This window comes from Pseudomonas sp. ICMP 10191, assembly GCF_001467335.1.
In the GTDB taxonomy this organism is placed as follows: domain Bacteria; phylum Pseudomonadota; class Gammaproteobacteria; order Pseudomonadales; family Pseudomonadaceae; genus Aquipseudomonas; species Aquipseudomonas cerasi.
The window spans coordinates 217931-235731 of sequence record NZ_LKGW01000168.1 but is presented as its reverse complement, the minus strand read 5'-3'; the positions used below and the strand labels follow the sequence as shown (position 1 = coordinate 235731).

Annotated in this window: 15 protein-coding genes and 1 tRNA gene; 6 read left to right on the top strand and 10 right to left on the bottom strand. The window is 60.3% G+C overall.

What is annotated here, in order from left to right; all coding sequences use genetic code 11:
* Positions 1-274 precede the first annotated feature (274 nt).
* Positions 275-514, bottom strand: coding sequence for a hypothetical protein (locus AO388_RS28165; RefSeq protein WP_083515886.1), 240 nt, complete (start codon positions 512-514; stop codon positions 275-277).
* A gap of 278 nt (positions 515-792) precedes the next feature.
* On the opposite strand from AO388_RS28165, the gene AO388_RS25375 reads away from it, so the two are divergent.
* Positions 793-1110, top strand: a complete 318-nt coding sequence (locus AO388_RS25375; protein WP_058417389.1) for a hypothetical protein — start codon at positions 793-795, stop codon at positions 1108-1110.
* Here AO388_RS25375 and AO388_RS25370 read toward each other — a convergent pair.
* Positions 1097-1309, bottom strand: coding sequence for a hypothetical protein (locus AO388_RS25370; RefSeq protein ID WP_058417388.1), 213 nt, complete (start codon positions 1307-1309; stop codon positions 1097-1099). The genes AO388_RS25375 and AO388_RS25370 overlap by 14 nt on opposite strands.
* A 113-nt stretch (positions 1310-1422) precedes the next feature.
* On the opposite strand from AO388_RS25370, the gene AO388_RS25365 reads away from it, so the two are divergent.
* Both AO388_RS25365 and AO388_RS25360 read left to right on the top strand, forming a co-directional pair.
* A complete protein-coding gene (locus AO388_RS25365; RefSeq protein WP_058417387.1) occupies positions 1423-1665 on the top strand; it encodes a DUF4224 domain-containing protein in 243 nt (80 codons plus the stop codon).
* A gap of 1 nt (position 1666) precedes the next feature.
* The gene (locus AO388_RS25360; protein WP_058417386.1) at positions 1667-2716 is read left to right on the top strand and encodes a phage integrase; all 1050 of its coding nucleotides are present in this window, start codon (positions 1667-1669) and stop codon (positions 2714-2716) included.
* A gap of 99 nt (positions 2717-2815) precedes the next feature.
* On the opposite strand, the gene AO388_RS25355 is transcribed toward AO388_RS25360, so the two are convergent.
* The 5 genes from AO388_RS25355 to AO388_RS25335 all read right to left on the bottom strand — a co-directional run bounded on the left by AO388_RS25355 (position 2816) and on the right by AO388_RS25335 (position 10704).
* A tRNA-Cys gene (locus tag AO388_RS25355) sits at positions 2816-2889 on the bottom strand.
* A 200-nt stretch (positions 2890-3089) separates the two neighbouring features.
* Entirely contained in the window at positions 3090-4829 is a 1740-nt protein-coding gene (locus AO388_RS25350) for a tannase/feruloyl esterase family alpha/beta hydrolase (RefSeq protein WP_058417385.1), read from the bottom strand.
* A 117-nt stretch (positions 4830-4946) separates the two neighbouring features.
* The gene (locus AO388_RS25345; RefSeq protein ID WP_058417384.1) at positions 4947-6353 is read right to left on the bottom strand and encodes an efflux transporter outer membrane subunit; all 1407 of its coding nucleotides are present in this window, start codon (positions 6351-6353) and stop codon (positions 4947-4949) included.
* Complete coding sequence (locus AO388_RS25340; RefSeq protein WP_058417383.1) at positions 6353-9499, bottom strand: efflux RND transporter permease subunit; 3147 nt, start codon at positions 9497-9499, stop codon at positions 6353-6355. The genes AO388_RS25345 and AO388_RS25340 overlap by 1 nt, the downstream gene beginning before the upstream one ends.
* A gap of 2 nt (positions 9500-9501) precedes the next feature.
* A complete protein-coding gene (locus tag AO388_RS25335; RefSeq protein ID WP_003435486.1) occupies positions 9502-10704 on the bottom strand; it encodes an efflux RND transporter periplasmic adaptor subunit in 1203 nt (400 codons plus the stop codon).
* A gap of 144 nt (positions 10705-10848) precedes the next feature.
* On the opposite strand from AO388_RS25335, the gene baeS reads away from it, so the two are divergent.
* Together baeS and AO388_RS25325 are read left to right on the top strand one after the other, a co-directional pair.
* A complete protein-coding gene (gene baeS / locus AO388_RS25330; RefSeq protein ID WP_058417382.1) occupies positions 10849-12240 on the top strand; it encodes a sensor histidine kinase efflux regulator BaeS in 1392 nt (463 codons plus the stop codon).
* Positions 12237-12920, top strand: a complete 684-nt coding sequence (locus AO388_RS25325; protein WP_054080977.1) for a response regulator — start codon at positions 12237-12239, stop codon at positions 12918-12920. The genes baeS and AO388_RS25325 overlap by 4 nt, the downstream gene beginning before the upstream one ends.
* Positions 12921-13054: 134 nt before the next feature.
* Here the strand turns inward: AO388_RS25325 and AO388_RS25320 are convergent, their stop codons facing one another.
* From AO388_RS25320 to AO388_RS25310, 3 genes are read right to left on the bottom strand one after another with little or no spacing between them, the layout of a single operon-like run.
* A complete protein-coding gene (locus AO388_RS25320; protein WP_058417381.1) occupies positions 13055-14455 on the bottom strand; it encodes an LLM class flavin-dependent oxidoreductase in 1401 nt (466 codons plus the stop codon).
* A 4-nt stretch (positions 14456-14459) separates the two neighbouring features.
* Positions 14460-14900, bottom strand: a complete 441-nt coding sequence (locus AO388_RS25315; RefSeq protein ID WP_003364275.1) for an acyl-CoA dehydrogenase — start codon at positions 14898-14900, stop codon at positions 14460-14462.
* A gap of 15 nt (positions 14901-14915) precedes the next feature.
* Positions 14916-16130, bottom strand: coding sequence for an SfnB family sulfur acquisition oxidoreductase (locus AO388_RS25310; RefSeq protein ID WP_046719339.1), 1215 nt, complete (start codon positions 16128-16130; stop codon positions 14916-14918).
* A 427-nt stretch (positions 16131-16557) separates the two neighbouring features.
* On the opposite strand from AO388_RS25310, the gene AO388_RS25305 reads away from it, so the two are divergent.
* Entirely contained in the window at positions 16558-17796 is a 1239-nt protein-coding gene (locus AO388_RS25305; protein ID WP_058396049.1) for an acyl-CoA dehydrogenase family protein, read from the top strand.
* The last annotated feature ends 5 nt before the right edge of the window (positions 17797-17801 follow it).

Here is a 17801-nt window from a genome sequence, read left to right as displayed (position 1 = left end):
ATGTGTGGCAACAGCGTGAGCCCGCCACCTATGGCAGCGCTCGCTCGAGCGAACGACCCGTGGCGAGTCAAGGCGGATCGGGAAATAGCAGCATAAAAAACTCGCAGTAACCACCCCCTCTCAATCAATTCAATGTCAGCCGCGTGTGCGGCAAGGACGAAGTCATGCCCGAGAAAAGGTTAATAGATTCTGTCCAAGTCATTCGTGATACTTGGACACTTTCACTATAAAACCGCAAAGTATTAGTTTGCGGTTCCTGTATCAGCCAGATGGTTTAGCCGCGTGGGCAAGGAAGACCAGTATCATCACACGCACTATTGATTCTCAAACCTGATTTTAAGCGTAAAGCTACTTGCACAGGCACTGCTTTGGAGTCGCGGATAATGCTATTATCCGAAGCCTGTACGGAAGCATATTTTTCAATCGCAGCAGGTGCGGCTTGTGTGCGGGTGCTCGCAAAGGCCATGCCTTGCAAGCCCATCACCGTGAAAGTAGTCAATACAAGCCCTTTCAGAACAGTTTTTTTTGTAATGCTCATGATATTTCCTCTAATAACCAATGCTTCGAAAGTATTGGTGCATCTGACTTATATGTGGCATAGCAGACAAACTGCTATGAATATACTGTACATACTTTGTGACAATCGGTGTATCGCGCCAGAGGTGAATAAAGTTTCATTCGTTTGGATGCTATTGAATTAGCTCGCCTCTCTACGCTTTCGCCCCCGGATCACCCTCATCAAACCACATCAATTAACTCAATGTCAGCCGCGTGTGCGGCAAGGACGAAGTCATGCCCGAAGAAAAGTTGATAGGCCCCGTCGAAGTCATTCGCGACGAGGACGGCTACTGGTATCACCCAGGAATCCCGAATTTCGATGAAGACCATGCCGCTTACAAAGCCTGGCTTGATGGCCAGCAGCTGGAGGTCGTCGGCTGGCACATGGATGCCGAACTTGAATCGCACCCTTACTGGGAAGAAGGCGCAGCCAACTGCCTCGGCTGGGAGCCTGAAAAACCACCGGCCTACGACTGGTTCCTGCTCGGAATATTCGATACCGAAGATGGCCCATATGTGCAGTGGGCAAGACGTGAGCCTACCGCACCATAAAGATCAGCTCTCCCCTGTCAGTCATCGCCATGCCGTACTTGAGCCGGCCCAGATACTGCTCGTGCATTGAGTAGACCCGGTCATCGATGATTCTGAAAATGAGGGTCCTGCCCGACCAGATGTTGCCGTCAGCGCCGCGCCTACCCAGCTTGGCGTTATACGGCCCGTAAACCTCGTTCGTGGCTGTGGTGCATTCCATGACCTCTCCTTGGTGCTGCACCAGCTCCTGCTGGCTGCGTGGACCATAGCAGTGAACTGCAGAACCTGCCTGATCACCCATTCCGCCGCCCAGCGCGGCCTGGAGCCTTTACCGTGGAAGCAGAAATACTTACAGACCAAGAGTTGGCCGACCTGACCGGCTACAAACACAGAGCGCATCAGCGAAAATGGCTCAACGACCGCAATTGGATTTTTGTAGAAAGCCGTGGCGGGCGGCCTCTGGTAGGTCGGATGTTCGCACGCATGAAACTCGGCATGACACCGGCGCCCGCCGGTGACCACAACCTTCCCCCGGCGCGCCCAGCTTGGACACCGGATTTTTCCAGAGTGAACTGAAATGCGCCCCCGGAATACTGAGAACAGGGATTTACCGCCAGGGATGGTACGGCGCAAGCGCCCCCGCAAAAACGGAACTGTCTGGGTGGGGTACTACTATCGGGACGCGAACGGGAAAGAGCTGCCGTTGGGCGGAGACTTGGACAAGGCGAGACTGAAATGGGCTGAGCTGGAAGCAAAGGCCAAGCCAGATGACTTGAAGATCATGATGGGAATTTTTGACCGGTACGAGCGGGACATAATCCCGAAGAAAGCTGCGCGAACGCAGAAAGACAACAAGGCTGAATTGAAACACCTGCGTAAGGGTTTCGAGACTGCGCCGATTGACGCGATCACCCCGTCAATGGTCGCCCAGTATCGAGACGCACGGACGGCCAAGACCAGAGCAAACCGAGAAATTGCGCTGCTATCTCATGTTTACAACATGGCGCGTGAATGGGGATTCACAGATCGCGAGAACCCCTGCGCCGGGGTACGCAAGAACAAGGAAAAGGTCCGCGACTATTACGCGAATGACATGGTCTGGGCTGCTGTGTACGGGCAAGCCCCGCAGGAGCTTAAGGATGCGATGGACCTGGCTTACCTAACCGGTCAGCGCCCGGCTGACGTTATCGCGATGAACCGAGGCGATATTGAGGGCGACTACCTCAATGTCCAGCAAGGAAAGACCGGGAAGCGTCTGCGCATCCAGATGCAGAACAGCGGCGTTCCAAACAGCTTGGGCCGGCTGATAGGCGCAATAATGCTCAGAAACGCGAAGCACATATCCCATCACTTTATTTTGAGCAGGACCGGCATGCGCGTTTCTCAGCAGATGCTGCGTAACCGATGGGATGAAGCTCGGGAAGCGGCACGCCTTTCTGCCATTGCCGATGGCAGGGCTGACGACGCAGAGAAAATACGGCAATTCCAGTTCAAGGATATCAGGCCGAAAGCCGCGTCCGAGATCACCGATATCGCAGACGCCAGCCTGTTGCTGGGCCACTCCAAACAGGAGATAACGAAGCGCGTTTACCGCCGGATCGGCGCTGTCGCGCAGCCCTCAAAGTGAGAAAGTTTCGGAACTCCACCCCTTAAAGTTTCGGAACTCCTCACTTTCCTGCGCCCAATAAAAAACCCCGCAGACGTTAATCTGCGGGGCTTTGAATAGTGGAGGCCGAGGTCGGAATCGAACCGGCGTAGGCGGATTTGCAATCCGCTGCATAACCATTTTGCTACTCGGCCTCAAACGAAAGATGCTTCACTTGAACATCAAACGTGTTTTGATTTCGCGGGAAACCTGTATTTCTTTGGCTTCCAACCCATTGAATCTAAAGGGTTTTTTTCAATTCCTCGCTCAGGAATGGACGCAATTCTGTACTGGTTCGCATGCCATGTCAAGAACGAGGAGAAAATAATTCGCCCACGCTGTACCAGTGCAACCGCTACTGCGCCTGGCGTTCCAGAGGCGTATACGGTTTGAAGAACCCGCTGCCCATCCATTGCGGTGTTTTTTCCGTGGTCAGCGGCTGGGCGCGCTGGTAGCTGTTTGCGTTTTTCGCGTAGCCCTTGTGGTCGTACTCGGCCATGAACGGGTACGGGAACACCTTGCGGGTACGTCCGCGATTGCCCACGTTTTCCTTGACCATGGACGCCGGCAGCGACTGTGCCAGCGGCCTCTGCCTGTTGCCGGCCTTGTCGGGGCCTGCCTGTCGGACAACGATGGCGTCCGGGGCCCGGCTTTTTTCGACCCAGGCCATGATCGGCGTCAGCAGATCGACCAGGCTTGGCCCTTCCCCGCCGCCGCAGTGATAAACGCCGGGCAGCATGTACAGCCTCGAGAATGCCTCGGTGCGGCTCTTGCCCATCTGTGCTTCAAGCGCCTCGTGGTACGCCAGGGTGTTGAGCGGTGAGACGTTCGGGTCGGCCCAGCCGTGCCACAGGATCAGCTTGCCGCCGTGGCTGGCGAATGGCGAGAGATCGGGGTTGGTGGCGTCGTACAGCGCATGCAACGGGCGCAGTTGATCAAAGGTTTTCTCGTCGAAGTTCAGCGCATTCAAATCGAAACTTGCCGGTGGGTTCTTCTCGAACACGACGTTGCGAATGGCCTCCAGCGCGGCCTTTTCACTGTATACCGTCTGATCGGCGCTAACCGGCACGAACACGCCGGCCCAAGCCAATTCCGAACCCGGCTGCGGGCCGCCCAGGGTCAGTCGCTCACCACTGGCAGCGTCCTTCGGGCCTTCGTAAAAGCGTCTGACCGTGGCCACCTCCTCTGCGCTCAGGCACGTGGCGGGGTCGGCCGACGCCTTGCATTGCAGCGCGGCGGGATCGAAGTGGCAGATACGCGGATCCGCTATCAGGCCGTCAATCTGTCCGTCCAGCACATCGCATTGGTCAAGTACGGCCTTGTGCAGCAATGGCAGTCGTGAGGCGAGCAGGATAGGCTTGCCGTCTGACCCTCGGTTGGAGCGCGCCATCCAGCCGTGATACAGGGTTTTCTGCACTTGAAAGTTGAGCGCCGGGGCTCCGGCAATGATGCCGTCGAAATCGTCCGGGTAACGCTGTGCTTCGATCAACGCCTCGCGACCGCCGTCCGAGCAGCCACTGAAGTAGGCGTATTCTGCTTTGCGACCATAGAACGCGGCGATCAGTTTCTTCGAGGCCAGCGCAGTGAGGTGCACACCACGATGGGCGAAATCGGCGCGTTTTTCCGGGTCATCACCAAAATGCTCGTCTGCCGCCCGATGGCCCATGTCGGTGGAGGCCACCGCAAAGGCGCCGGCACTCAGAGATGTGCAGCCATCAGCCGCGCGCGCGGTCGAGTTGACGTTGCCACACAATCCGCCGCAGCCGACTTGCAGGTAGCGCTGCTCCCAGGTCCCGGTTGGCAGCTCAAGCCTGAAATTGATCTCCGGCGCCAGTTGGCCTTCCACCGCACACACCGCAACACCGTCACGCGTCGATTCACTGGCCGCCAGCACACGACTGCCCTGCCCGCCGATGTCACTGAGTTCCAAGCTGCTCAGTGCAGCACAGCTGCTGACCGGTTTGACCACTGCAAGCCGGGCTGTATTGTCGGCGGTCGCCGCGGATGCCATACGGGCCAGAGCCGGCGTCTGAATGCTGAGTGAAGTGACCAGCAGCAACAAGGCGTGGGCGTACTTCGGCTGGGAGGGTTTCATGAGAACTCCTGTTCATGAAGGATCAAAACCACAGTGCGAACCTGCAAATGGCCGCACTGTGGGCAAGGGTAAAACGTTCAAGCCTGGCGATTATTCAAAGGCTAGTGGAAAAAACCATCACCGATTCCATCCGCCGCCCATGACCTTGTAGAGCGTGACGCAGTTGCTCTGCTCTGTCAGGCGCAGGGAAATCAGGTCCTGCTCGGCACTGTACAGCGAGCGTTGCGACTCGAGCGCCTCCAGATAACTCTGCGATCCGCCGCGGTATAGGGCGTCGGCCAGTTCGTAGCTTCTGCGGCTGGCATCGGTGTATGCCTGCTGCGCGGCAAGCCGCTCATCCAGCGTGCTGCGCACCGCCAAGGCATCGGCCACTTCCTTGAATGCGGTCTGGATCGTCTGCTGATAGGTCTGAATCTGGATCTGGTTCTCGACCTTGGCCGAGTCAAGCGTGGCCCGATTGGCGCCGCCGTCGAAAATCGGCACGCTGATACTTGGCGCAAAGCTCCACGCGCCGGTTCCGGACTTGAACAGACCTGACAGGCTGGTGCTGGAAGAGCCTGCACTGGCAGTCAGGGTGATACTGGGGAAGAACGCCGCACGCGCGGCACCGATATCAATGTTCGCGGCTTTGAGTGTGTGTTCGGCACTCAGCACGTCCGGGCGACGCTGCAGGAGGCTGGAAGGCAGGCCATCCGGCACCTGCACCAATTGCGCCACCGACTGCATGTCGGCATCGGGCAGCAGCTCCTCCGGCAGATCGCTGCCGACCAGCAGGCGCAAGGCGTTGCGGTCCTGAAGAATCTGGCTTTTATATTGCGCCACATCGCCCCTCGCCGATTCGACCGTTGTCTGCGCCTGGGCCACTTCCAGCCCGGAAGAACCGCCCAGCGCATGACTGTTTCTGGTCAGGTCGTAGCTTTTCTGCTGACTGGCCAGCGTGTCTTCGGCAAGTTTCAGAAGCTGGTTGTCGGCGGCCAGGGTCAGCCAGCCGGTCGCCACTTCTGCGATCAGGCTGATTTGCGTACTGCGCCGTGTTTCGGTCAACGCCAGGTAATCCTCAAGCGCTTCGTCCTGAAGGTTCTGGATACGCCCGAACACATCCAGCTCATAGCTGCTCAAGCCCAACTGCGCGCTGTACTCGTGGCTGATCGACGACTTGCCGGTCATCGAGGTGGATGACGGCGTGCGTGTATGCGTGCCGCTGCCACTGGCATCAATGGTCGGCAGGCTCGCCGCCCGCTCGATGCGATATTGCGCCTGCGCTTTCTCGACATTGAGGCTGGCCAGGCGCAGGTCGCGGTTATTCACCAGCGCCAGGTTCTGCAGGCGCACCAGGCGGTTATCGATGAAAAAATTCTGCCATTCGATATCCGTGGGCACGCTGCCCGACGCAGCCGGTTGGGCAGCCGTCGCTGGCAGCCATTGGCTTGAAACCGGCGCTTCAGGGCGCTGGTAATCCGGGGCCAGGTTGACGCAGCCCGCAAGCAGCGCCGTGACAGCCAGCGAAGGCCAGAAAAGACGCATCATGCTTCACCTGTAGATGTGGGTTGAGCCGCAGGAGCAGTGCCTGACGAACGACTGAAGCGGCGACGCACTTCCACGAAGAACAGCGGCACCAGGAAAATCCCCAGCACGGTGGCGCTGAACATGCCGCCCAGTACGCCCGTGCCGATAGCATTACGCCCGGCCGAGCCGGCACCGCTGCTGAGGGCCAGCGGCAGCACACCGAACATGAACGCCAGCGAAGTCATCAGAATCGGACGCAGTCGTTGCCGGGCGGCAAGAAGGGTCGCTTCATGCAGGCTTTTGCCCTGTTCCTGAAGATGTTTGGCGAACTCGACGATCAGAATCGCGTTTTTGGCCGCCAGGCCCACGGTGGTCAGCAAGCCCACCTGAAAGTACACGTCATTGCTCAAGCCACTGATCCGTGTCGCCAGTACCGCGCCGACCACGCCCAGCGGCACCACGAGCATGACCGAGAACGGCACCGACCAGCTCTCGTACAAGGCTGCCAGACAGAGAAACACGAACAGCACTGAAATGGCATAGAGCATCGGCGCCTGGGAGCCGGACAGGCGCAGTTGATAGGACTGCCCGGTCCACTCGTACCCGATGCCTTCGGGCAGTTGCTTGATGATGGCCTCAACCGCATCCATCGCGGTACCCGAGCTGACACCTGGCGCAGGGTCGCCCACCAACTCAAGTGACGAGCTGCCGTTGTAACGCTCCAGCAACGGCGAACCATAGCTCCAGCTGCTGCTGGCGAACGACGAGAACGGGACCATTTCGTCATTGCTGTTGCGCACGAACCAATGGTCCAGATCGGCTGATTGCATGCGCGAAGCAGCCTCGCCCTGCACATAGACTTTCTTCACTCGCCCCTGATTGAGGAAGTCATTGATGTAGCTGCCGCCCAGCGCAGTGGACAGGGTCGAGTTGATGTCGCTGGTGGACAGGCTCAGCGCTCCGGCCTTGCGATCGTCGATGGTCACTTTCAGCTGCGGAGTGTCGTCCAGGCCGTTGCTGCGCACGCCCAGCATGCTCGAGTCCTTTCTCGCCAGCTCGATAAACTGCTCGCGTGCCGCCACCAGTGCCTCATGCCCCACTCCGCCGAGGTCCTTGAGTTGCACATCGAACCCCGAGCTCTGCCCCAGGCCACGTACCGCAGGCGGCTGCATGACAAACACGCTGGCGTCACCGATGCTCGCCAGGGCCAGCGTCGCGCGCTGTGCCACCTGCGCTGCGCCCTGCTCCTTGCCGGAACGCTCGCTCCAGTCCTTGAGCTTGATGAACGCCCTGGCGGTGTTCTGACTGTTACCGCCCATCCCCAGCCCGGAAATGCTGATCAACGCCTCGACTTCCGGCTGTTTGAGCATGTAAGCCTCGAACTGTCGCATCACCGCCTGCGTACGGCTGTCGGTAGCGCCCACCGGCAGCTGGATCTGCGCCATCAGCGCGCCCTGGTCTTCATCCGGCAGGAACGAGGTGGGCAGACTGACGTAACCCACCGCCATGACCACCAGCACCAGCACATACACCAGCAGGCCCCGCCCGCGATGTTCGATGACTCCGCCCACGCCTCGCTGATAGCGATCGGCGCTGCGGTCGAACGTGCGGTTGAACCAGCCGAAAAAGCCACCGCGCTGTGCGTGCAGTTGCGCATCCGAGGCTTTGAGCATCGTTGCGCACAACGCTGGCGTCAGGGTCATTGCAACCAGTACCGAGAGCAGCATGGCCGAAACGATGGTCACCGAAAACTGCCGGTAGATAATCCCGGTGGAACCACTGAAAAAGGCCATCGGAATGAACACGGCGCTCAGCACCAGCGCGATACCGATCAACGCGCTGGTAATTTCATCCATTGATTTGCGGGTCGCCTCCAGCGGGCTCAGGTGCTCTTCGCCCATCACCCGCTCGACGTTTTCCACCACCACAATGGCATCGTCGACCAGCAGGCCGATGGCCAGGACCATCGCGAACATGGTCAGCGTGTTGATCGAATAGCCGAACAGCGCCAGCACGCCGAACGTGCCCAGCAGCACCACCGGCACGGTAATCGCCGGAATCAGCGTGGCACGCAGGTTCTGCATGAACAGAAACATGATCAGCACCACCAGCGCGATCGCCTCACCCAGCGACTTCACCACCTCCTTGATCGACAGGCTCACGAATGGCGTGGTGTCATAGGCAATGACTGTTTTCAGTTGCATTTGCGCGGGGTAGAACGGTTCGAGCTCCTTGAGTTTGGCCTTGATCGCTTCACCAACGCTCAGCGCGTTTGCGCCTGACGCCAGCTGAATACCCATCGCCGCCGCAGGCCTGCCATTGAGCGCCGAGTTGATGTCATAGCTCTCGCTGCCCAACTCCACTCGCGCCACATCGCGCAAGAGCACAACAGCGCCGTCACTGGAAGATTTGACGACCACGTTCTCGAACTGCTCGGGCGTCTGCAGCTTGCTGCGGGCACTGATGGTCGCATTCAACTGCTGACCTTCCACCGCCGGCAAGGCCCCCAACTGGCCTGCCGAGACCTCGGTGTTCTGCGCCTCCAGGGCCGAGCTGATGTCGGAGGGCATCAGTGAGTACTTTTCCATCTTCGCCGGGTCCAGCCAGATCCGCATCGCGTACCCCGACCCCAGGGTCTGCACGTCGCCGACGCCATCCACACGGCTCAGTTGATCGAGCAGCGTGCTGGAAATGTAATCACCGATCTGCGTGCCGGTGACGCTTTCGTTATCGGAGGCCAGGGCGACCAGCATAAGGAAGTCGGAACTGCCCTTGGTCACCGTCAAGCCTTCGCTCTGCACGCTTTGCGGCAGGCGCGATTCAGCCTGCTGCAGCTTGTTCTGCACCTGCATCTGCGCCACATCAGGGTCGGTGCCGGCGGCGAAGGTCAGGCTGATGCTCGCACTGCCCGCAGAGCTGCTGGAGGCGGACATATAAGTCAGCCGGTCCAGCCCCTTCATCTGCTGCTCGATGACCTGTGTGACAGAGTCTTCGACGGTCTTGGCCGATGCACCAGTATAAGTGGCGGAAATCTTTACCGTCGGCGGCGCGATATTGGGGTATTGCTCAAGTGGCAGCTGGCTGATGGACAGCCCACCGGCAAACATGATGCAGATGGCAATGACCCAGGCGAAGATGGGCCGATCGATGAAGAAACGAGCCATATTCAGCCCTCCTTCACGGCAGCGGCAGTGGCCGCAGTACCAGACGCTGGCGAATCGGCGTTGTCAGCGCTCTGCACAGTAACCTCGGTGCCTACCGGGGTTTTCTGTCCGCCTTCGACCACGACTTGATCATTGGCCTTGAGCCCGCTGCTCACCCACCACTGGTTGCCCACCGTGCGGTCGACGCTGATCACCCGCTGCTCGATCTTGCCGTCAACCACCAGCAACACCGTGGTCTGGCCACTGGCACTGCGGGTGACGGCCTTCTGCGGAATCAGGATCGCATTCTGATCCTGCGCCTGCTCCAGCACCGCCACCACGTACATGCCGGGCAGCAACAGCCGCTCCGGATTGGCAAAGCTGGCACGCAGCGTCACCGTGCCGGTGCCCTCATTGACGCTGACCCCGCTGAATTGCAGGCGGCCTTCCTGGCTGTAGGTGCTGCCGTCATCCAGCTTGAGGGTGATTCGGGCTTCCCCGTCGCTGTTGGTTTGCAGCTTGCCGCTGGCCAGGTCGCGCTTGAGACGCAGCAACTCGGTGGTGGACTGGGTGACGTCGACGTAAATCGGGTCCAGTTGCTGAACCGTGGTCAGCGCAGTGTCCTGCTGGGCCACCACCAATGCACCGGGGGTCACGGTCGAGGTCTCGATGCGGCCGCTGATAGGTGCGGTAATCCGTGTGTAGGCCAGATTGATGCGTGCGGTCTGCACATCGGCCTCCGCCACTTTCACCTCGGCGGCGGCAGTCAGCAGGCTGGCCTCGGCGTCTTCTTTATCCTGCTGGCTGATGGCATCGATCTTGGCCAGTTGCACATCGCGTTTGGCGGTGGCCTGTGCGGACTTGAGCGTGGCACGGGACTTGGCGAGCGTGGCCTGCGACTCTGCCAGAGCCGCCTGGTAGGTCGCGCTGTCGAGTTGGTACAACGGCTGACCAGCCTTGATTTCGGCGCCTTCGACGAACAGTCGCTGCTGCACGATGCCACTGACCTGAGGCCGTATCTCGGCAACCATGTACGCTTTGGTGCGCCCCGCCAGCTCGGTGGTCAGCGATTGGCTGCGCGGTTTGACGGTGACCACCGACACGCTCGGTTTCTCCGCAGCAGGCGGCGAATTGCCGTCTGAACAACCGCTCAGAAGACCGATAAGGGCTGCGTAGATGACAAAGGTCAAAGTCATCAGGTATTTGGCGAAAATCTTGCTCGACATGATTGCCTCAGGACGTTGTGGCGAAAGCCTGACGCCAGAGTGCGAGGCAAATGTGCAGGAAAATTGAAGATTGCCGCGTTGACTTGAAACTTGCCGTCGCGAGGGCCTAAATGGACGCCGTCTTCAGGGAAACCCCGAGCCTTCATGAAATCGAGCATCTCCACCAAACTCTTTGTCGCGGTATTGGCCAGCGTGCTGTCAGTCATCCTGATCATGGGCCTGACCGCGAACTGGAGCTTTGCCCGCGGCTTTCTGGGTTACCTCAACGAACAGGCCATGCAGCGCATGTCGCCGGTCCTGCCACGGCTGGCCGCTGCCTATGCGCGCGAAGGCAGTTGGGAATTCATGCGTGACAACAAGGATCGCTGGTTCGAAGTGATGCGCCCGGAGCCGGCGCAGGATTTCGCCATCCCCGGGCTGGCGACGCCGCCTACCTCCGACCTGACCGGCGCAGTGTTCCGGATCGCGCTGCTGGATGCGCAGAAGAACCTGGTGATGGGCTTTCCAGGGGTCCATGACGATGAGTTCATGCGCCCGGTGGAAGTCGACGGCAAAATCGTCGGCTGGATGGCGGTCACGCCCTTTCAAAGTGTCAGCGAAGCCGGTGGCGAGCGCTTTCAGCAGTACCAGTTGCGTGCCAGCCTGGCGATGGGCGTGCTGTCGCTGCTGCTGGCGGTGCTGATTGCCTGGTGGATCGCGCGCACCCTGCTTGATCCGGTCAAACGTGTGGCCGCGGCAACCCATCGCCTTGCCGCAGGTGAATACGCCAGCCGCGTGGCGGTTTCCTCGAACGACGAGGTCGGTCAACTGGCGCGCGACTTCAACCAGTTGGCGTACACCCTGGAGCGCAATGAGAAGATGCGCCGCGAATTCATGGCCGATGTGTCCCATGAGCTGCGCACCCCGCTGTCGGTCCTGCGTGGCGAACTGGAAGCCATCGAGGATGGCGTGCGCACACTGGATCAGGCGTCGATGAAGTCTTTGCAGGGCGAAGTCGGCATGCTCAGCAAGCTGGTGGATGATCTGTATGAGCTGTCCCTGGCGGATGTGGGCGCCCTGACCTACCGCAAGGTCGACTGTGATCTGGCGGAGCTGCTGACGAATATCACCGACATGTTCGAAGAGCGTTGCGCAGCCCGTCAGTTACATTTGCAGCTGGAGCTTGCTGGCGGAGCTCTACCGGTGCACGCAGACCCGGGACGCCTGCAGCAATTGATCAGCAACCTTCTGGAAAACTCGGTGCGCTACACCGATGCCGGTGGCACAGTGCACGTGCGTGCTGCCCTGCTGGGTGATGAGGTGCGCGTCGATGTGATGGATTCCGGCCCCGGCGTCGACCCGCAGCAACTGCCCAGACTGTTCGAACGCTTCTATCGCGGTGAAACCTCACGTAACCGCGCCAGCGGCGGTGCGGGTCTCGGGTTGGCGATCTGTCACAGCATCGCCCTCGCCCACGGCGGCAGCCTGAGCGCCGACCATTCGCCCACAGGCGGCCTCTGGCTGACCCTGTGCCTGCCCGGACACTTGCGCCCATGACCGCCACAAGCGTTGAAACACCGATTCTCATTGTCGAAGACGAGCCCAAGCTGGCGTCGCTGATGCGCGACTACCTGATCGCGGCCGGGTATTCGACCCACTGCCTGAGTAACGGGCTGGACGTTGTGCCCGCTGTCAGAGCGAACGCGCCACAATTGATCCTGCTCGACATCATGCTGCCTGGCCGTGATGGCATGGACATCTGCAAGGAGCTGCGCAGCTTCAGCGACGTGCCCATTGTGATGATCACCGCACGCGTCGAGGAAATCGACCGATTGCTCGGCCTGGACCTCGGTGCCGACGACTACATCTGCAAACCGTTCAGCCCCCGTGAGATGGTCGCTCGCGTCAAAGCCATCCTGCGTCGGAGCTCCTCCAGCGAGACGCACACGCCCAAGGGTTTGCAGGTGGACGAAGCGCACTACCAGGCCTCGTTCAACGGTGTCACCCTGGACCTGACCCCGGTGGAACTGCGTCTGCTGGCGACCTTCGCCCGCTCACCGGGCCGGGTCTTCTCCCGTGACCACTTGCTGGACAGGCTCTACTCGGATCACCGCGTAGTGACCGACCGCACCGTGGACAGCCACATCCGCAACCTGCGCCGCAAACTGGAGCAGGCCTGCCCGGGTCAGGACCCGATCCAGTCGCTGTACGGGGTGGGCTACAAGCTGGAGTTGTGACCGGTCCTGTGCGGAGCATGGGTACGATAGTTACAGGACGATCGTTCCTCACGCTCCAGCGTGGGAATGCCTGTCGTAACGCTCCGCGTCACAAATCTGAGCCACGCCGCCTGCGCAACGACAGTCATCACACCTCAGGCACTCTCCGTCTGCCGGTTGCTCTGCAGCGCAGCCAGGTCACGGAAGGCAGCGCCCGGATGACTTGCTTCCAGACGCGGCCCATCGCCAAACAGCTTTTCGCGCAACGTGCCCTTGGCGTATTCGGTCTTGTAGACGCCGCGCTTCTGAAGCTCAGGCACCAACAGCTCGACCGCATCGATGAAGGTTTCATGGGTCAGCGCGTACGCCAGGTTGAACCCGTCAACGTCGGTTTCTTCCACCCACTCCTGCAGCAGATCCGCCACCGTTTCCGGGCTGCCGACAAACAGCGGGCCGAAGCCACCGATTCCGACCCAATCGGCCAGTGCCTGCGGCGTCCATATCGTGTTCGGGTCTGCGCTGGAAAAGGTCTCGACCGCCGACTGAATGGCATTGGTGTGAACGTGACGAAGGGGTTCGTCGGGCTTGAACTGGCTGAAGTCGATACCGGTCCAGCCGGAAATCAAGGCCATCGCGCCCTCATAACTGACCCAGCTTTTGTATTCCTCGAATTTGGCCCTGGCCTTGGCATCCGTCTCGCCAAGGATCACCGTCTGTAAATTGAAAATCAGCACCTTGGACGGGTCGCGACCGGCCTCTGCGGTGCGCCGGCGGATATCGGCCACGGTCTTTTTCAGCAGGACTTTCGAGGGCGCTGCAACAAAAACGCATTCGGCGTGCTCGGCGGCGAACTGCTTGCCGCGGCTTGAAGCGCCGGCCTGATAGAGCACAGGCGTGCGTTGCGGCGACGGCTCGCACAAATGGATGCCAGGCACCTGGAAGTGTTTGCCGACATGGCGAATCTCGTGGATTTTGGTCGGATCACTGAATACGCGGCGCTCCCGGTCACGCAGAATCGCGCCGTCTTCCCAGCTGCCTTCCCAGAGTTTGTAACAAACCTCCAGATACTCCTCCGCGTAGTCGTAGCGCGCGTCATGTTCGGTCAGGGTTTTCTGGCCCAGGTTCTTCGCACCGCTTTCCAGATACGAGGTGACGATATTCCAGCCCGCACGCCCCTTGGTCAGGTGATCCAGCGTCGACAGGCGACGGGCAAACGGATAGGGATGTTCGAACGACAGCGACGCGGTCAGGCCGAAGCCCAAATGTTCGGTCACCAGCGCCATGGGCGGGATGAGCTGCAACGGGTCGTTGACCGGCACCTGAGTAGCCTGGCGAATTGCCGCCTCACCGTTGCCGCGATAGACGTCGTAAATGCCCAGCACATCGGCAATGAACAAACCATCGAACTTGCCGCGTTCGAGAATTTTCGCCAGATCAGTCCAGTATTCGAGGTCCTTGTACTGCCAGGAACGGTCACGCGGATGTGCCCAGAGGCCCGGCGATTGATGGCCGACGCAGTTCATGTCAAACGCATTAAGGCGGATTTGGCGAGGCATGCACTTACTCCTGAAGCTGTGGCGGAACCACGCCGTTGAGGCGTTGATTGCCGATAACCTTATAGTGCCAGCGCAGCGGCTCACGGCCGGCCGGGGGTGGCAATAACGGGCGCTGCCCGGTCAATTCGTACTGAATATCGCCCACCGCCTGCAGAGCCTCGGCGCTGGCAATGACCGCCTCGCTGCTGGCGATCAGGTGTTGCTCGGCCGAAGCGTCCAGACGCCCGGCGCGCTCCAGCAGCGCGGCGGCGACGTCCAGACGAATCTGCAGGTCCCCGACCTTGCTGATCACATAAGGGTCATCGACCACGCGCTGCAGACCACTGAGCGACCACGGCCGACCGTGCTCACGCAGGTAATCGAGGGTGTCTTGCAGGCCCTGGCGCGCCCGATCAAGGTCTTCGGCGGCGACCGCCAGTTGTGCGGTAATAGCGGGATGCGTCATGGGCATACTCCTTGATCAGTTCCAGGCGTGGCGTGGCGGTGCAATGCCGTTGAGCACCTGATTGCCGATCAGGTGATATTTCCAGCGCGCCGGGTCATGCAGCGTGTGGGTCCGCGCGTTGCGCCAGTAGCGGTCGAGATTGAGTTTGCCGAGCACCGAGCGGGTGCCGGCCAGTTCGAACAACTGGCTGCCGGCGAGCAAGGCAATCTGCGCCGACAGCACCTTGGCCTGGGCGACAATCACCGAGGCCTGTGCAACGCTGGCTTCACTGGGTTCGGCCAGGGCGTGGTCGATGGCCTGCCCGGCTTTGGCGAGGATCGCGTCGGTGCCGTGCAGGCGCCACTGCAAGTCGCCGATGGCGGCAATGCTGAACGGGTCCTGCCAGCCGAAATCCTGCTTGCTGTCTATCCATGGCCGCGCCAACCGGGCGTGCTTCAGGGTTTCCTCGAACGCGCCGTGAGCAATGCCGGTGTCCACCGCGGCCTGAATGATCTGCGAAATCGGCCCATTGGCCGTCGGTTCGTCGAAAGCGCGATACGCCGGGATCACCGCACTCGACGGTACGCGAACGGCTTTCAAAACAGCCCCGCCGCTGGCCGTGGTGCGCTGCCCGAAACCGTCCCAGTTATCGATGATGGTCAGGCCCGGATTGTCGCGTTCGACGAAGGCGATGAACGCCTGATTCTGCTCGTTGACGCCTGAAACCGGCACGAGGTGCGCGAACAGTGCGCCGGTGCAGTAGAACTTTTCGCCGTCCAGCACCGCGTGCTCGCCCTCGAAGCGAATCCGGGTCTGAAAGGCGCCGGCGTTCTTGCTTTTCGACTCGGAGAACGCATTGCCGAAGCGGTAGCCGGCCAGCGCCTTGCCGAAGTAGTGGCGTTTCTGCTCCTCGGTCCCGGTCTGCAAGAGGATATCGAGCACGCCCAGGTGGTTCTGCGGGATTTGCCCGAGTGAAGGGTCGGCGGCAGAAATAAGCTTGATCACTTCCGCGACGGTGACATAGGAAACGCCCGCACCGCCGTAGGCCTTGGGTACGGTAATGGCCCACAGTCCACTGGCGGAAAACTCATCCAGCTCGGCGACTGGCAGACGCCGTTCGCGATCACGCGCTGAAGCTTCCTCAGCGAAGCGACCGGCCAGTGCCCTGGCCACTTCGATGGCTTCGGCATCCGAACCAATGACGTGCGCGGCGGGAGGTGCGGCAGTGGGAAGAGAGGAAGGAAAACTCATGGACAGGCTCCTGCTCGTTGGCGACAGGTTGAAAACACTCAACACGCTTGACCCTGAACATTGCACAGCCCGTGCCGGAAAAGATTTCCCTTTAAAAGCAGTAAGTTGCCTATACCCGCGCAGGACTTGACGGCCTCCTGCCGAGCAAAATGTCCGAACGCTGTTGCTGGCCGGACAGCAGCGCATTTACAGCGCATCCAGCGCAGACACAGGTATTCCAGGGCCGACGAGCTGCCGGCATGGCTGACAATGCTGTGCGATTGGCCAGCCAGCGGTCATGCCACTGTTGGCTGATCAACAAGAAAAACAGCGACTCATAAATAAATCATTAAAATCAGGCAGTTACATTCAGGCACAAAGCATGCAGAGAGCCTGGCGAACCTTCCACCGGCCCATGTGCCGATCTCTTCGCGCTCAGGAGTACTGCATGACTCAAACAACCGGCTCAAACCCGCTCTCGCTGGGGACCGATTACGAAACCCTGGCCAACCGATTTCGCCCGATCTTCCGTGAGATTGGCGCTGGCAGCGTCGAACGCGAAAAAGCTCGCGCCCTGCCCCATGAGCCGATTGCCTGGCTGCAGAAAGCCGGTTTCGGCGCTGTACGTGTGCCTATCGAATATGGCGGAGCGGGTGCATCGATCAGCCAGCTGTTTCAACTGCTGATCGAGCTGGCCGAAGCCGACTCGAACATTCCGCAAGCCCTGCGCGCGCACTTCGCTTTCGTCGAAGACCGCCTGAATGCACCACCCGGCGCGGACCGTGACCAGTGGTTTGCGCGCTTTGTGGCCGGGGATCTGGTGGGTAACGGCTGGACCGAAGTCGGTGCGGTGAAAATCGGCGACGTGATTACCAAAGTCAGCCCGCAAGGCGACGGTTTCGTGCTCAACGGCACCAAGTTTTACAGCACCGGCAGCATCTTTGCCGACTGGATAGACGTCTACGCCCAGCGCTCCGATACCGGCGCCGATGTGATCGCGGTCGTCGACGCCAGGCATGCCGGCGTGCGTCACAGTGACGACTGGGACGGGTTCGGCCAGCGCACCACCGGCAGCGGCACCTCGGTCTACAACAACGTACCGCTGCCGGCCACACACGTCATACCGTTCGAGCAACGCTTCAAATACCAGACGGCGTTTTATCAATTGGTGCTGCTGGCGGTGCTGGCCGGGATTGGTCGAGCTGTCGAACGCGACATCGCTCAGGAAGTGCGCGATCGCAAACGCGTCTTCAGCCATGGCAACGCCGGGAGCGTCAGCCAGGACTCACAAGTGCAGCAAGTGGTCGGTCAGATCGCCGCTCAGGTTTACGCCGCCGAAGCCGCAACGCTGCGCTCCGCCGAGCCGTTGCAGCGTGCGTACCTGGCACGCTTCGGAGATGACCCACAGCGGGAAAAAGACGCCAATATCGCCGCCGAAATCGAGACCGCCAAGGCACAGGTGATCGTCTCGGAACTGGTACTGCGCGCTGCCAGCGATCTGTTCAACGCACTGGGCGCTTCAGGTGTCAGCGTCAACAAGGCGCTGGATCGCCACTGGCGTAATGCGCGCACAGCGGCATCGCACAATCCGCTGATCTACAAGGCGCGCATTGTCGGTGACTGGCGCATCAACGGCACCGAGCCGCCGTTTGTCTGGCAGATCGGCAGCGGTAAAGGTAACGCTTGAGGGGT

Coding starts and splice junctions, on each gene's coding strand:
- AO388_RS25305 (WP_058396049.1), top strand. CDS start 16,558: ATGACTCAAACAACCGGCTCAAACCCGCTCTCGCTGGGGACCGATTAC.
- AO388_RS25350 (WP_058417385.1), bottom strand. CDS start 4,829: ATGAAACCCTCCCAGCCGAAGTACGCCCACGCCTTGTTGCTGCTGGTC.
- AO388_RS25320 (WP_058417381.1), bottom strand. CDS start 14,455: ATGCCTCGCCAAATCCGCCTTAATGCGTTTGACATGAACTGCGTCGGC.
- AO388_RS25340 (WP_058417383.1), bottom strand. CDS start 9,499: ATGGCTCGTTTCTTCATCGATCGGCCCATCTTCGCCTGGGTCATTGCC.
- AO388_RS25310 (WP_046719339.1), bottom strand. CDS start 16,130: ATGAGTTTTCCTTCCTCTCTTCCCACTGCCGCACCTCCCGCCGCGCAC.
- AO388_RS25370 (WP_058417388.1), bottom strand. CDS start 1,309: ATGGAATGCACCACAGCCACGAACGAGGTTTACGGGCCGTATAACGCC.
- AO388_RS25335 (WP_003435486.1), bottom strand. CDS start 10,704: ATGTCGAGCAAGATTTTCGCCAAATACCTGATGACTTTGACCTTTGTC.
- baeS (WP_058417382.1), top strand. CDS start 10,849: ATGAAATCGAGCATCTCCACCAAACTCTTTGTCGCGGTATTGGCCAGC.
- AO388_RS25315 (WP_003364275.1), bottom strand. CDS start 14,900: ATGACGCATCCCGCTATTACCGCACAACTGGCGGTCGCCGCCGAAGAC.
- AO388_RS25325 (WP_054080977.1), top strand. CDS start 12,237: ATGACCGCCACAAGCGTTGAAACACCGATTCTCATTGTCGAAGACGAG.
- AO388_RS25375 (WP_058417389.1), top strand. CDS start 793: ATGCCCGAAGAAAAGTTGATAGGCCCCGTCGAAGTCATTCGCGACGAG.
- AO388_RS25345 (WP_058417384.1), bottom strand. CDS start 6,353: ATGCGTCTTTTCTGGCCTTCGCTGGCTGTCACGGCGCTGCTTGCGGGC.
- AO388_RS25360 (WP_058417386.1), top strand. CDS start 1,667: ATGCGCCCCCGGAATACTGAGAACAGGGATTTACCGCCAGGGATGGTA.